The following is a 14,562-nucleotide window of genomic DNA, read 5'->3' as shown; positions in this document are numbered from 1 at the left end:
CAAGCCCCCTCACCACAGCAAGCTCCCTCATCACAGCAAGCCCCCTCACCACAGCAAGCTCCCTCATCACAGCAAGCCCCCTCACCACAGCAAGCTCCCTCATCACAGCAAGCCCCCTCACCACAGCAAGCTCCCTCATCACAGCAAGCCCCCTCACCACAGCAAGCTCCCTCATCACAGCAAGCCCCCTCACCACAGCAAGCTCCCTCATCACAGCAAGCCCCCTCACCACAGCAAGCCCCCTCACCACAAGTCAGGCAGTGATCAGCGAGGCGCGATAGAACGGCAGGATCAAGTCCCGGGTCAGGGGCGCCAGGTGCAAGTCGCCGTCACCGGCCGGGTCGATCCAGCGCACTTCTTCAATCTCGGCGGCCGGTGTCACCGGCACGTCAATGTGTACCTGGAACAACTCGGCCTGCACCACGAACCCTGGCTCATTCGCCGCCGGGGCCGAGAATTGGCCCAGGTACACCGCCGCTGCCGGGTCAATGCGCAGGCCCAGCTCTTCGTGCAGCTCACGGGCCAGGGCCTCGGCAGGTTGCTCGCCGGCATCGATCTTGCCGCCTGGCTGCATGAAGGCCTGGGTGCCGCGCTTGCGCACCAGCAGGGTCTGGCCGTCGCTGCCGATCAGCAGGGCGGCGGCGATGCGAATGGTAGAGGTCATAAAGGGTCGCCTTGAATGCAAAGGCGCAAGGATCCCATGAACCGGCCTCAACCCAAAAGTACCGTCTCTTCCGGCGCCTTGATGAACACGCTGTACCTGGCCCCTTCCATCGTCTCGAACGCGATCAGCTTGTCCACCAGCGGCAGGTTCAACACCTTGCCGGCGTTGAGCAGCAACATGCCATTGTCGGCATTGAGGTTGCGCGCCAATACCATGCCTTCGGCCAGTTCGCGGGTGGTCAGGACTTTCACCGTCGGGTCGCCCAGGGTCACGTCGCTGAGGAACGCCGCGCAGGCGTGGACGAAATCTTCCACCATGTCCGGGTCGTAAAGGCGCCCGGCGTATTTGCGGATATAGAGCAGCGCTTCGTCGCTGTTCATCTGCCGCTCCAGGATCAGGCCGCGCTGCAGTTCGATGAAGTCCACCGCCAGCTTCAACAGGCGCGCGCCGAACGGAATCGCCTCGCCCTTGAGATGGTCGGGAAAGCCGGTGCCGTCCCAGCGTTCCTGGTGATGGCGGATCAGGCGCGCGGCATCTTTCATCGGCTCCAGGGTCATCAGCAACGATTCGCTCTGGGTTGGGTACGCCCGGTAGCGTTCACGGTCGGTGCTGTGCAGCAGGTCAGCGGGCGACACCATCATGCTGTCGCTCCAGCTCAGCTTGCCGATGTTGTAGAGGGCGGCGGCCATGGTCAGGTCCCGGGCGCTGGCTTCATCCATGGGCTGGAACTTGCAGTACACGCGGATCAGTTCGATCAATTGGCGGTTGGTCTGTTTTTCCTTGGGCAACCGCAGGTTGGCCAGCAGCGAAAACACCTCGGTGCCGGTCACGTAGCTGCGCTTGAGCTCGTCGTAGGCCAGGTCGAGCATGTCGGCGGTCTGCTGCAACTCGGAGGTGCGCGCCACTACGCGTTTTTCCAGGGTCGCATTGAGGGCTTTCAGCTGGTCGTTCTGCTCGCGGGTCAGTTGCTCAAGGCGCAGCCGTTCGCGCTCGGAATGCTGGTGCTCCAGGGACTGACGCAAGGTCAGGAGCATTTCCTCATCGTTCCAGGGTTTGCTGATGTAGCGGTGGATCTGCCCTTCGTTGATCGCCTTGATCATCATGCTCATGTCGGCGTAGCCGGTCAGCAGGATGCGCGTGGTGGCCGGGTACAGCCGGTGGGTTTCGGCCAGGAGCATCGCGCCGTCCATGGCCGGCATGCGGGCGTCGGTCATGACCAGGTCGATGGGCCGGGCGGCCATGATCTCCAGGGCCTGGGCGCCGCTGCCGGCCAGCAACACCTCATAGGGTTGGCCCCGCAGCAAACGGCGCAGGCTGTTGAGGATCGACTCTTCGTCATCGACCAGCAAAATCGTGGGGGTGTAGGGGGCAGTCGTAGCAAGTTGCTCATCCATGGCGACACCTCCTCTCAATGACACAAAATTGCACCATTGCGCCCCCGTCGTGATCAATCGCTGTACTTGCAGGTGCATTGAGCGCTAGATGAATGCGGGGGTAACTGGCGTTGATTTGACGCCAACCGGCCGACTTATTCAAGGGAGCCAACTATGCTTGTGGCAAGAAGCCCATGACCGCCCCTGTTTACCGATGTACTTAAGGTAAGGAAGCCACATGCGCCAGAATATGCAGTTGAGCGCGACCCGGAACCGCTCGTGAACCCGCGCTCCGCAAGGGCCAATCGGCGGATCCTGATCGTCGACGACACCGCGTCGATCCACGAAGATTTCCGCAAGATCCTCGAAGCCGACCCCAACGGCGGCCAGTCCCTGGACAGCATCGAAGAGACCCTGTTCGGCACCGCCCCGGCCCTGCGCCAGACATTCCTGCTGGACTCGGCCTACCAGGGCCAGGAAGCGCTGGCGCTGGTGACCAAGGCCCTGGCCGCCAACACGCCCTACGCCCTGGTATTTATCGACATGCGCATGCCCCCGGGCTGGGACGGCCTGGAGACCATCGAGCAGCTATGGGCCATCGACCCCCACCTGCAAATCGCCTTGTGCACGGCCTACTCCGACTATTCCTTCGAAGCCATCGAAGCGCGCCTGAAATACGACGACCAACTGCTGATCCTGAAAAAGCCCTTCGACAACCTGGAAATCCGCCAGATGGCCAGCGCCCTGACCTGGAAATGGCAGCTGGCACAAGATGCCGCGCTCAAGCTGATGGGCCTGGAGCGCACGGTGGAGGAACGGGTGCAGGAACTGCTCAAGGTCTCGCACCTGCTGCAATACGACGCCCTCACCGAGCTGCCCAACAGCACCCTGCTGGGAGACCGCCTGACCCAGGCCATCGCCGTGTGCCGGCGTCATGACACCCAGTTGGCCGTGATGTTTATCGGCCTCGACCGCTTCAAGCGCATCAACAATGCCCTGGGCCATCCGGTGGGCGATGAAGTGCTCAAACAAGTCAGCCAAAGCCTGGTGGCGACGGTGCGCGAGTCGGACTCGGTGTTTCGCTACGGCTCCGACGAGTTCGTACTGATCCTCAACGACGTTCATCATCCCCAGCAAACCCAGCACATTGCCGAAAAAGTCCTCAAGGCCGTCAGCCACACCCGCTACGTCGCCGGCCACGACCTGAGCGTTACCGCCAGCCTGGGTATCAGCATCTACCCCGACGACAGCCAAAGCGCCGTGGAATTGATCAAGAAAGCCGAAACCGCCATGCACGCCGCCAAGGACCATGGCCCGAATGACTTCAGCTTTTTCATCGATGACATGAACCTGCGCGCCCAGGAACAACAAAGCCTGGAGACCGCGATTCGGCTGGCCCTGCAGCGCAATGAGTTTGTCTTGCACTACCAGCCCAAACTGGATTTGAACACCGGGCAGATCGTCGGCGCGGAAGCCCTGATTCGCTGGCACCAGCCCGATCATGGCTGGGTCTACCCCTCGGCTTTTATCCCGGTGGCCGAAGACAGCGGCCTGATCGTGCCCCTGAGCCAATGGGTGCTGGGCCAGGCCTGCGAACAAGCGCAAGCCTGGCAGGCGGCCGGCCTGGACCCGATCTGCATTTCAGTGAACATCTCGGCCATCGACTTTCGCCAGCGGGATTTTGTCCCCAACCTGGCGGCCATCCTCGAACGCACCAGCCTGGCCCCAGGCTTGCTGGAGCTTGAGATTACCGAAAGCGTGCTGATGCAAAACGTCGAGGACACCCTGACCACCCTGCGGGCCATCAAGACCATGGGTGTGCGCCTGGCAGTGGATGATTTCGGCACCGGCTACTCCAGCCTCAGCTACCTGCGGCGGTTTCCCATTGATGTGCTGAAAATCGACCAGTCGTTCATTCGCGGCTTGAGTAAAAACCCTCAGGACGCGCAACTGATCAGCGCAATCATCAGCCTGGGTAAGAGCCTGGACCTGAACATCATTGCCGAAGGCGTGGAAACAGTTGAGCAGCTGGATTTCCTCAAGGCCCACCAGTGTGAAGAAGGCCAGGGCTACCTGTTCAGCAAGGCCGTGGCCGCCGATGAATTTGCCCTGTTGATGCAAGCCGGGCGGCGCCCCCTGATGCCTGGCCAATAACCTTCTGCCCCAAGGAATAATCGCTTGAGCGACGCCATGCCACGCTACGTTCACCGCTCTTCACGGGCGCCCGGGCTTGTCATCATGCTGTGGCTGGCGACCTGCCTGCCGGTGATGGCTGCGCCGCTGGATGAACCGCTCAAACCTCTGCCGCCGATACCGCAACTGGATCCGGCAACAGTGGAGTTGGGGCGCCAGTTGTTCAATGAGACACAACTGTCGGTCAATAACACCAAGTCCTGCGCCGGTTGCCATGACCTGCAAAACGGCGGTGCCGACAACCGGGCCTTCTCCCTGGGTTTCGACGGCAAGCCGGTGACGCTCAATACCCCCACCGTGTTCAACGCCAGCCTGAACTTCAAACAGTTCTGGAACGCCCGGGTCGACACACTGCAGGCACAGGTCGAACAGGTGGTCACCAGCCCCATGGAGATGGGCAACGACTGGAAAACCGTGATCCGGACCCTGTCGGCACTGCCCCACTACCAGGCCACGTTCCGGCAGATCTACCCCGACGGCATCACGCCCGCCAACGTGCAAAATGCCCTGGCCACCTATGAGCGCACCCTGCTCACCCCCAACTCACGCTTCGACCAATACCTGCAAGGCGACACCGACATCCTCACCCTCCAGGAAAAATACGGCTATCAACGCTTCAAGGAATACGGCTGCATTGCCTGCCATCAGGGCACCAATATCGGCGGCAACATGTACCAGAAGTTCGGCGTGATGGGCGATTACTTCAAGGCCCGCGGCAACCCCACCGAAGCCGACCTGGGGCGCTACCTGGTGACCGGGGACGAGGAAGACCGCAACGTGTTCAAGGTGCCCAGCCTGCGCAATGTGGCAGTCACCGCGCCGTACTTTCACGACGCCTCGGCCAAGACCCTCGAAGACGCCGTCGACGTGATGTTCAAGTACCAGCTGGGGCGCGTTCCCTCGACTGAAGACAAGACCCTGATCGTGCTGTTCCTGAAGACCCTGACCGGCGAATGGGCAGGCAAGCCCCTATGAAGCTCTCACGCCGCGCCACCCAGTTCATGCTCAGCGCCATGACCCTGATACTCGCCTCGATCCTGGTATTCCTGTACCTCAAATCGTCGAGTGACCAGACCACCTACACCGAGTCCCGCGACCTGATCCGCCAGATCAAGCAATTGAACGCACAGTGGGACAGTGAAGTGCTCAAGGCCAGGATTGCCCTGACCCACAACTACGACCCGCTGGTCGCGCCCCTCAGCGAGATGAACAGCCTGTGGTCCCGTCTTGAACGCCGCGAGTCGCAAAACCCTCACGAAGAGCCGGCCCTCTGGCAAGCCAGCCAGGAAGCCTATCGCCAGGCGATTCAGGAAAAGGCCCGGCTGGTGGACCGGTTCAAGTCCCACAATGCGGTACTGCGCAACTCCCTGGCCTTCCTGCCCAACGCCGAAGATGACATACAGGCGCAGTTCCTGGCGCTCACCGACGCCGACAAACTGCTGCAGCAAAGCATCGCCACCGACACCTACGACCTGCTGCTCAGCAGCCTCGAATTCGCCCAGGTGACCAGCGACGACAAGGCCGCTGACATTCTGGTGGGCCTGAATAAACTGGCGATCAACAAGCTGAGCCTGCCCGAGTCGTTCCAGGTGCCGGTGGAGATTCTCAGCAATCACATCTCGCTGATCCTGCGGGAACAGCCGGTGGTCAACGACCTGCTCGAACGCATCGCCGCCGTGCCGCTGGCCGAACGCCTGGACGACCTGACCAACCAGCTCAACCAGGACCAGTCGGCGGCCGACCTGCTCGACCAGAAATACCATCGCTACCTGCTGGTGTTTTCGACCTTGCTGGTGGCCCTGCTGCTGTACCTGGCGATCCGCCTGTTGCGCAGTTTCGCCGAGATCAACCGGGTCAACCGGGCCTTGCATGTGGTCAACGAAAGCCTTGAGCAGCGCGTTGAAGAACGCACCCGGGAACTCAAGGATGCCCAGGGCGAACTCATGGACAGCGCCCGCCAGGCCGGCATGGCGGAGATCGCGACCAACGTGCTGCACAACGTCGGCAACGTGCTCAACAGCGTGAACATTTCCGCCGAGCTGGTGGCGCGCAAGCTGCGCACCAGCAAGGCACTGGGGCTGGGCAAGGCCATGCAGTTATTCAATGAACATCGCCATGACCTGGGCACCTTCCTCACCGAGGATGAAAAGGGCAAGTTGCTGCCTGGTTACCTGAACCAACTGGTCGAGGCCATCGCCACTGAACAGCAGGGCCTCACCGAGGAACTCGCGCAACTGAGCAAAAGCGTCGACCACATCAAGGATATTGTGTCCACCCAACAGTCCTACGCCGGCGCATCCACCCTGCTGGAGCCGGTGCATATAAGCGCCTTGATGGAAGATGCCCTGCGCATGAACTCCGGGGCCCTGAGCCGCCACCATGTGACGGTGGTCAAGGACTACCACGAGGTACCCGAGATCATGGCCGACAAGCATCGATTGCTGCTGATCCTGGTCAACCTGATCAGCAACGCCAAGTACGCCATGTCCAACCTCACCGACCGTACCCGGCAAATGACCCTGACGGTACTGCCGCTGGATGACGGCACCTTGCAGATCAGCGTCAAGGACGAGGGCGAAGGCATACCGGCAGAAAACATGACAAGAATCTTCACCCACGGTTTTACCACCCGCAAGGAAGGCCACGGCTTTGGCCTTCACAGCTGCGCCCTGGCCGCCCTGGAAATGAAGGGCCGCCTGAGCGCCCACAGCGATGGCCCGGGCAAAGGCGCGTTGTTCACCCTGCACATCCCCCTTGATCCCGCACGGAACTGAGCATGAACAAACCACCGAACCGGCGAATTTTATTGATCGATGACACCCCGTCGATTCACCAGGACTTTCGCAAAATCCTGATGCCGCCCGTGGACGCGAACCTGGAACTGGATGAGATGGAAACCGCGCTGTTCGGCGACAGCGTTAAACCCCAGGCCCAGGCCTTCGAGCTGGATTCGGCCTACGGTGGCCAGGAAGGGCTGGAGCTGCTGTGCCAGGCCATGCAGCAACAGCGCCCCTACGCCCTGGCCTTTGTTGACATGCGCATGCCCCAGGGTTGGGATGGCGCACAAACCATCGAAGAACTCTGGAAAGTCGACCCGCACTTGCAAGTGGTGGTGTGCACCGCCTACTCCGATTACTCCTGGGAAGAACTGCTGTTTCGCCTGCAGGCCCACGACCGGCTGCTGATCCTGAAAAAGCCCTTCGACAACATCGAAGTCCAACAGATGGCCAACACCCTGGCCGCCAAATGGGACATGGCCCGGCGCGCGTCCCTGCAAACCAGTCATCTGGAGCTCCTGGTGGAACAGCGCACCGAGGCATTGACCTTGACCAGCCAGGCGCTGCAACTGGAGATCGATGAGCGCAAGCAACTGGAAAGCCAATTGGTGCAGTCGGAAAAACTCGCGTCCCTGGGCCAGCTCGCGGCGGGCGTGGCCCATGAAATCAACAACCCGGTGGGATTCATCTCCTCCAACCTGAGCACCCTGGACGGCTACTTCAAACAGTTGCAGCAGATGCTCGACGCCTATCGGCAGGCCGAAGAAGCCCTCGCGCCCGGCGAATGCCTGACGCAATTGCAAAGCCTGCGCAAGGCCATGGACCTGGCGTTTCTCAAGGAAGACATCCCGATCCTGATCCACGAATCCAAGGACGGCATTGGTCGCGTGGCCCGCATCGTCAAGGACCTGAAGGATTTCTCGCGGGTCGACAACGACGAGCAATGGCAGTGGGCAAACCTGCAACAGGGCATCGACTCGACCCTGAACATCGTCGCCAGCGAACTCAAGTACAAGGCCGACGTGGTCAAGCACTTCCAGGTGCTGCCGGACATTGAATGCCTGGCCTCGCAGCTCAATCAGGTGGTGATGAACCTGGTGATCAACGCCGCCCAGGCCATGGGCCCGGAGCGCGGCACCATCACCCTCAGCAACGGCGTGGAGGGCGACAAGGTGTGGCTGGAAGTGGCGGACACCGGCTGCGGGATCGCGCCGCAGAGTGTGCAGAAAATCTTTGATCCGTTCTTCACCACCAAGCCGGTGGGCGAAGGCACGGGCCTGGGCCTGTCACTGTCGTACGGGATTGTGAAGAAGCATCACGGGACGATTTCCGTGAGCAGCGAAGTGGGCAAGGGCACCACGTTTCGAGTGGTGTTGCCGATCCGCCAGACGGCAGATCCCCTGTAGAGGCAGGCCTCTACAGGGGACAGGCTCAGGCTTCGGCGTTCTTCGGGCTCGAACCGAATGACGCAAACCGCTTGTTGAAGCCGGCGATGCGGCCTTCGGACTGGGTCTTGCGCTGCTGGCCGGTATACACCGGGTGCGAGGCGCTGGACACGTCGAGCAGCACGTAAGGGTAGGTGTTGCCGTCGCTGTGCTTTTGCGTGCGGTCGGTTTCCACGGTGGAACCTATCAGGAAGAACACATCGGCGGCGGTGTCGTGGAACAACACGGTGCGGTAGTCGGGGTGGATACCAGGTTTCATAAGGCCTCCGGGGCGTCTGGGTGATCAATTAGTGTTATACAGTAACACGAATCATGCGCCCAAACGAGAACCGATTGCAATAAGAATAGACCCCGACCTTCTATGCAGCTTCCTGGAAGTCCATTTCCGGTGGCTGCTGCGAAAAGCCCCGGGTCAGGAAACCCAGGTACACCAGGCCAATCGCCAACCAGCTCAGGCCCAGGTAAATCGCCAGGTGATCGAGGCTGACCATCAACCACACATCCGCCAGCAGGCCGATGGTCGGGAACACCAGGAACAGCACCAGCTCCCGCAGCCCACGCTGTTTGGCGCCGATCCAGTAGTGAAAGATCACCGACAGGTTCACCAGGCTGAAAGCCAGGAACGCGCCGAAGTTGATGAACGAAGTGGAGGTGGTGACGTCCAGCTTCAGTGCCAGCAAAGCGACTACCGCGCACAGCAGGATACTGTTGACCGGCGTGCCGAAGCGCGCATGCAAGGTGCCGAAGAACGACTTGGGCAACACCCCGTCGCGCCCCATCGCAAACAGCAACCGCGAACCGCTGGCCTGGGCCGACAGCCCCGAGGCGAACTGGCCGACGATCAGGCCGATCAGGAAGATCGACACAAACAGGTCGCCGCCAATGTTGCGGGCAATCTCATAGGCGGCGGAGTCCACGTCGGTGAACTCGAACGATGGATGGGCGATCTGCACGAAGTACGACACACCGACGAAGATCAACCCGCCGATCAGCGTGATCAACATGATCGCCCGGGGAATGGTGCGGCGTGGGTCGCGGGTTTCCTCGGTCAGGGTGCTGACTGCGTCAAAGCCCAGGAACGAGTAACAGGCGATCGCCGCGCCGCTCATGATCAGCGGCATTTGCATCTGGCCGTTGAAGAACGGGGTGATGGTCCACAGCGGCTTGCTGGCGTCACCGCCGATGTAGTGGATGCACAGCGCGACAAACGCCACCAGCACCAGGAACTGCACCAGCATCAGCAAGGCGTTGATGCCGTTGGCGAGTTTCAAGCCGATGATATTGATCACGCTGGTGACCCCGATAAACGCCAGGACCCAGACCCATTGCGGCACCGACGGGAAGGCCGAATGCAGGTAGGCCGCGCCGATCAGCCAGATGGCCATGGGCAGGAACAGGTAGTCGAGCAACACCGCCCAACCGGCGATAAACCCCAGCTTGGGGCTGATGGCCTTGCGCACATAGCTGTAGGCGGAACCGGCCACCGGGAAGGCCGAGGCCATGCGGCCGTAGCTCATGGCGGTAAAGAACATCGCCACCAGGGCGGCCAGGTAAGCGGCCGGAACCATGCCGGCGGTGGATTGCGCCAAGATACCGAAGGTACCCAGGACAATGATCGGTGTCATATAGGCGATGCCAAACAGCACCACCGACCCTAACGACAGGGTGCGTTGCAAACGAGCCATGAGCGATTCTCCGCGCAATTATTAGAGTTATGGCAGAACTGAAGTCGGTGCAGCACGAGCAATAATTTTTATGGTTGAAGCGTTTTTCTTGATGGACGCACTGTTGTGTTGATTACAGCTGTTGTGGCGAGGGAGCTGCTGTGGCGAGGGAGCTTGCTCCCGCTGGGGCGCGAAGCGGCCCTAAGATTTTGGGGCCGCTGCGCAGCCCAGCGGGAGCAAGCTCCCTCGCCACAGCAAGCTCGCTCACCACAGGAATTCCATTTGCCAGTGAGATCAGGCTTTCGGGATCAACAACTCCCGCACACCGTCTGCGCGCTCAATCACCTCCCCCGGCAATTTCAAGCGCTGGTCATCCAGGTAGCGATAGTCCTGTCGCGCCGCCGCCAGTTGCCCAAGATCCAGTTCAACGCTGAACTGCCCTTCCTCGCGCCCGGCTTCAAACAACAAGGTGCCCAACGGGTCCACCAGCGCACTGCCACCGGCGAACATCAGGCCGTCGTCGCCCTCTTCTACCCGGTTGACCATCAGCGCAAACGCCTGGTTTTCCTGGGCGCGGGCCATGATCGCGGTGCGGTGGGTGGGGCCGTACGGGTCCATGTTGCCGTTGGTGACGATCAACACTTCAGCGCCCAACTGCGCCAGGGCGCGGGCGGTTTCCGGGAATTCGATGTCGTAGCAGATCAGCAGGCCCACGCGCACGCCGTTCCACACGCAGGTGGCGTAGCGGTCGCCCGGGGCGAACACGCCGCGGTCCGAGGCCCAGAGGTGGGTCTTGCGATAACGCAGGGCGATGCCGTCCGGGGTGATCAGCAAGGTGGTGTTATAAAATCGGCCCGCGTCGTTCTCGGCCATGCCGATCACCACGGCGATGTTGCGCGCCCGCGCAGCCTGGATAATCGCCTGGACGGTCGGGCCGTCCACCGGCTCGGCGACGTCCGCCACGGTACCCGCGGAGGGGAAGCCCATCAGGTGGGTTTCCGGGAAGACGACCAGTTGGGTATCCGCCGCACACGCAGCAATCGCCGCCAAAGCGCGCTCAAGGTTGTAAGCTGTGCCGTTATCGCGGCCGGCCAGCTGGGCAAATTCGACCTTCATGGTGTGTCCTGTTGTTTTATCTGTGGCGCAGTATGCGCAGGCCGCAACCACTCGGGAAATCACGCAGCCGGGTTAACCCTATGGGGGTAGATGCATGACATTGTCGCTGGAAGACATCGCCTGGCACCGTTCGGTGGGGCAAATGATAGACGCCCTGGACCAGCCCAATTTCTGGACGCAACTGGTGCGGTTGCTGGACCAGTACGTGCCGTTCGACAGTTGGGTGGTGTTGCTGTTCAGCAGCGAACACAAGCCTTTGGTGTTCGCCGAATGCCCGGGCCAGGACGGCGAGCCGGACCATCTGTTCCAGGATTACCTCAACGGCCTGTACCTGCTCGACCCCTTCTACATCGCCAGCCGCGAACACTCGCGCACCGGGCTGTTCCGCCTGGCCGAAGTGGCGCCGGAGCATTTCGAGCTGACCGAGTATTACCAGCGCTACTTCCGGCTGAACGTGGTGGCCGATGAAATCCAGTTCAATTGCCAGCAGCCCGACGGGCGAACCTTATGCCTGTCCCTGGGCTCCAGGCAGCGTTTTGAGCCGCAGCAGATTGCCCTGCTGTCGCTGATCCAGCCGTGGGTATTGAGCTTGCTGCGCCAGCGCCTGCCCCATGAACTCAACCAGGTGAGCGCCCCGCAGGCACCGATTCAGAACGATGACTGGGGCGCACAGTTGACCGCACGCGAGCTGGATGTGGGGCGCTTGATGCTCAGTGGCTGTTCCAGCAAGGAAATTGCACGCAAGCTGGAAATCTCGGTGGAGACCGTGAAGGTTCACAAAAAGCACATGTACAGCAAGCTGGGAATCAAATCCCAGTCGGAGCTGTTCTCGATTTTCCTGCAGGCTCAGACGAGCTGAATCGGCCCCAGGAGCTCAACCAGTCCAGGAGTTTGATTACGACTTCCTTGACGAACGCCGGTGTGGCTTCATTTTTGGCGACGGCCTCGGCATAGCCTTTGAAGATTGACATCAGGCTCCCCTGGGCGGCGCCACGGATCGACGTTTCCAGGCCGTCGTTCAGGGTTTTCTCCAGCCCGGTTTTTGCACCGGCCATCATGCCGACGGCGCTGCCATCCGACTTTTCTACACCCAGGGCCATGTTGCTGAGGCCGGGGAACATCCATGTTTTGTTGCCGACGGCACCGGCGATGTTCTGCGTCATGTTCTTCGGAGCATTCTCAGGTCTCACCTCGGCGCCCGAGGGCGGCGCATCGGCCTCCTGACGTTCGGCGCCCTTCTGGCTCAGCAGAAACCTGACGACAGGGTTGTCGTACACCGCCTCTGCATGACGCTCACGCCGCTCCTGCGTCGGGTCATCCGCTTGGGGTGTTACTTCGTGCTGCGGTGTCAGATCGTTCGCGCTCACTCGATCGTTTTTTGAAAGCGCCGTTTGTTGAGGCAGAGACGGTGACAAATAGCGATCAGGGGCAATTGAGGCACTGACAGTCATAACAATTCACTCATGGCAGAAGTTGACATACGGGATTCGCGTCCTGCGTCCATAGTGGCAATCGCCCGCAGAAGAGTTCCCACAAACAGGCAGCACAGTGGCCAATAAATGCGCACCGGAGCGGTCAATCCTTGTCCGGGCTTTGAGGACAGGCGCAGAATGGCGGATCGACCTGTAGAGTTGAACCTGAGGAAAAACCGTATGAGCCTGTCGTTACTAAGCCGTTACGCGTTCTTTGCCGTCTGCGTCATTTTCACCCTCGCCAGCATGCCGTTTATCGAACACGAGTGGGTGTGGCCGATTGCCGTGGTGACCGGCATCCTTAGCCTGATCGGCATTTTCGACCTGCTGCAAAGCCCTCACGCGGTGCGCCGCAACTACCCGATCCTGGGCAATATCCGTTACCTGGTGGAGGCCATCCGCCCGGAAGTCCGCCAGTACCTGCTGGAGTCCGACAGCGACGCCCTGCCCTTCTCCCGCGCCCAGCGCTCGCTGGTCTATTCGCGCGCCAAGAATGAAAGCGCCGACAAACCCTTCGGCACCCTGATCGACGTGTACCAGTCGGGCTTCGAATTTATCGGCCACTCCATGCGCCCCGCGCCGTTGAGCGACCCCAGCGCCTTTCGCGTGATCGTCGGCGGCCCGCAGTGCAAGCAACCGTACTCGGCCTCGGTGTTCAACATCTCGGCCATGAGCTTCGGCTCGTTGAGCGCCAACGCGATTCGCGCCCTCAACCAGGGTGCCAAGCTGGGCAACTTCGCCCACGACACCGGCGAAGGCAGCATCAGCCCCTACCACCGGGAAAACGGCGGCGACCTGACCTGGGAACTGGGCAGCGGCTACTTCGGTTGCCGCACCAGCACCGGCCTGTTCGACCCGGAACGCTTCGCCGCACAGGCGCAGAACCCGCAAGTGCGGATGATCGAAATCAAGATGAGCCAGGGCGCCAAGCCGGGCCATGGCGGGATCCTGCCCAAGCACAAAGTCACCCAGGAAATCGCGGATACCCGCGGCATCATGATGGGCGAAGACTGCATCTCGCCGTCGCGCCACAGCGCGTTTTCCACCCCGATCGAAATGATGCAGTTCATCGCCCAATTGCGTGAACTGTCGGGCGGCAAGCCGGTGGGCTTCAAGTTCTGCCTGGGCCACCCGTGGGAATTCATGGGCATCGCCAAGGCCATGCTCGAAACCGGCATCCTCCCGGACTTTATCGTGGTGGACGGCAAGGAAGGCGGCACCGGCGCGGCGCCCGTGGAGTTCACCGACCACATCGGCGTGCCCCTGCGTGAAGGCCTGTTGTTCGTGCACAACACCCTGGTGGGCCTGAACCTGCGGGACAAGATCAAGCTGGGCGCCAGCGGCAAGATCGTCAGCGCATTCGACATCGCCAGCGTCCTGGCCATCGGCGCCGACTGGGCCAACTCGGCGCGGGGCTTCATGTTCGCCATCGGCTGCATCCAGTCGCAAAGCTGCCACACCAACAAATGCCCCACCGGCGTGGCCACCCAGGACCCGTTGCGCCAACGCGCACTGGTGGTGCCGGACAAGGCCCAGCGGGTGTTCAACTTCCACCGCAACACCCTGAAGGCCCTGGCCGAAATGCTCGCCGCTGCCGGCCTCGATCACCCCTCGCAGCTGTCGGCCAAGCACCTGGTGCGGCGCATGTCGGCCACCGAGATCAAGCTGTTCTCGCAGCTGCATGTGTTCCTCAAGCCTGGGGAACTGCTGACCGGCGAGGTGAACGGCGAGTTCTATTCGCGCATGTGGCAGATGGCGCGGGCGGACAGTTTTGAGCCCAATGAAATTGCGGCGGCCTGAGTCGCCTACACTGAAAATCCCGCTGAACCGGACCACCGAACGGCATCGTTGAAACAAG

Annotated in this window: 13 protein-coding genes; 6 read left to right on the top strand and 7 right to left on the bottom strand. The window is 61.3% G+C overall.

The features are described from left to right. The 3 genes from M2400_RS22945 to M2400_RS22935 all read right to left on the bottom strand — a co-directional run. Positions 1 to 211: hypothetical protein (locus M2400_RS22945; protein WP_259227783.1), on the bottom strand; the 211-nt coding region annotated here is incomplete at its 3' end. 42 nt (positions 212 to 253) lie between these two features. Next, positions 254 to 664, bottom strand: a complete 411-nt coding sequence (locus M2400_RS22940; RefSeq protein ID WP_177040654.1) for an NUDIX domain-containing protein — start codon at positions 662 to 664, stop codon at positions 254 to 256. Between the two features lie 47 nt (positions 665 to 711). Next, positions 712 to 2,058: an HD domain-containing phosphohydrolase gene (locus tag M2400_RS22935; protein ID WP_177121094.1), complete on the bottom strand. Its 1,347-nt coding sequence runs from the start codon at positions 2,056 to 2,058 to the stop codon at positions 712 to 714. Between the two features lie 258 nt (positions 2,059 to 2,316). On the opposite strand from M2400_RS22935, the gene M2400_RS22930 reads away from it, so the two are divergent. The 4 genes from M2400_RS22930 to M2400_RS22915 all read left to right on the top strand — a co-directional run bounded on the left by M2400_RS22930 (position 2,317) and on the right by M2400_RS22915 (position 8,413). Next, the gene (locus M2400_RS22930) at positions 2,317 to 4,191 is read left to right on the top strand and encodes a bifunctional diguanylate cyclase/phosphodiesterase (protein WP_177040658.1); all 1,875 of its coding nucleotides are present in this window, start codon (positions 2,317 to 2,319) and stop codon (positions 4,189 to 4,191) included. A gap of 84 nt (positions 4,192 to 4,275) precedes the next feature. Continuing rightward, positions 4,276 to 5,205, top strand: a complete 930-nt coding sequence (locus M2400_RS22925; protein WP_259198297.1) for a cytochrome-c peroxidase — start codon at positions 4,276 to 4,278, stop codon at positions 5,203 to 5,205. After that, positions 5,202 to 7,004 (top strand): DAHL domain-containing protein, encoded by a 1,803-nt coding sequence (locus M2400_RS22920; RefSeq protein ID WP_177040660.1) that lies wholly within the window; start codon positions 5,202 to 5,204, stop codon positions 7,002 to 7,004. The genes M2400_RS22925 and M2400_RS22920 overlap by 4 nt, the downstream gene beginning before the upstream one ends. Positions 7,005 to 7,006: 2 nt before the next feature. After that, the gene (locus tag M2400_RS22915; protein WP_259198289.1) at positions 7,007 to 8,413 is read left to right on the top strand and encodes an ATP-binding protein; all 1,407 of its coding nucleotides are present in this window, start codon (positions 7,007 to 7,009) and stop codon (positions 8,411 to 8,413) included. A gap of 25 nt (positions 8,414 to 8,438) precedes the next feature. Here the strand turns inward: M2400_RS22915 and M2400_RS22910 are convergent, their stop codons facing one another. The 3 genes from M2400_RS22910 to M2400_RS22900 form a co-directional block, all read right to left on the bottom strand. Beyond that, entirely contained in the window at positions 8,439 to 8,711 is a 273-nt protein-coding gene (locus tag M2400_RS22910; protein ID WP_017480090.1) for a type B 50S ribosomal protein L31, read from the bottom strand. 100 nt (positions 8,712 to 8,811) lie between these two features. Further along, positions 8,812 to 10,137: an APC family permease gene (locus M2400_RS22905; protein WP_177040665.1), complete on the bottom strand. Its 1,326-nt coding sequence runs from the start codon at positions 10,135 to 10,137 to the stop codon at positions 8,812 to 8,814. Between the two features lie 273 nt (positions 10,138 to 10,410). Continuing rightward, positions 10,411 to 11,232 carry a carbon-nitrogen hydrolase family protein gene (locus tag M2400_RS22900; protein ID WP_259198286.1) on the bottom strand — a complete coding sequence of 274 codons (822 nt, stop codon included), beginning with the start codon at positions 11,230 to 11,232 and terminating at the stop codon, positions 10,411 to 10,413. A gap of 94 nt (positions 11,233 to 11,326) precedes the next feature. On the opposite strand from M2400_RS22900, the gene M2400_RS22895 reads away from it, so the two are divergent. Beyond that, positions 11,327 to 12,091 carry a LuxR C-terminal-related transcriptional regulator gene (locus M2400_RS22895; protein ID WP_177040669.1) on the top strand — a complete coding sequence of 255 codons (765 nt, stop codon included), beginning with the start codon at positions 11,327 to 11,329 and terminating at the stop codon, positions 12,089 to 12,091. Here the strand turns inward: M2400_RS22895 and M2400_RS22890 are convergent. After that, a complete protein-coding gene (locus M2400_RS22890; RefSeq protein ID WP_259198284.1) occupies positions 12,039 to 12,683 on the bottom strand; it encodes a hypothetical protein in 645 nt (214 codons plus the stop codon). The two genes, M2400_RS22895 and M2400_RS22890, sit on opposite strands and share 53 nt — an antisense overlap. Positions 12,684 to 12,884: 201 nt before the next feature. Between M2400_RS22890 and M2400_RS22885 the strand changes: the two genes are divergently transcribed. Further along, entirely contained in the window at positions 12,885 to 14,504 is a 1,620-nt protein-coding gene (locus tag M2400_RS22885; RefSeq protein WP_177040673.1) for an FMN-binding glutamate synthase family protein, read from the top strand. The last annotated feature ends 58 nt before the right edge of the window (positions 14,505 to 14,562 follow it).

This window comes from Pseudomonas sp. BIGb0558, from assembly GCF_024807515.1.
Taxonomy (GTDB): domain Bacteria; phylum Pseudomonadota; class Gammaproteobacteria; order Pseudomonadales; family Pseudomonadaceae; genus Aquipseudomonas; species Aquipseudomonas yamanorum_A.
This window is presented reverse-complemented; position numbering and strand designations above follow the sequence as displayed.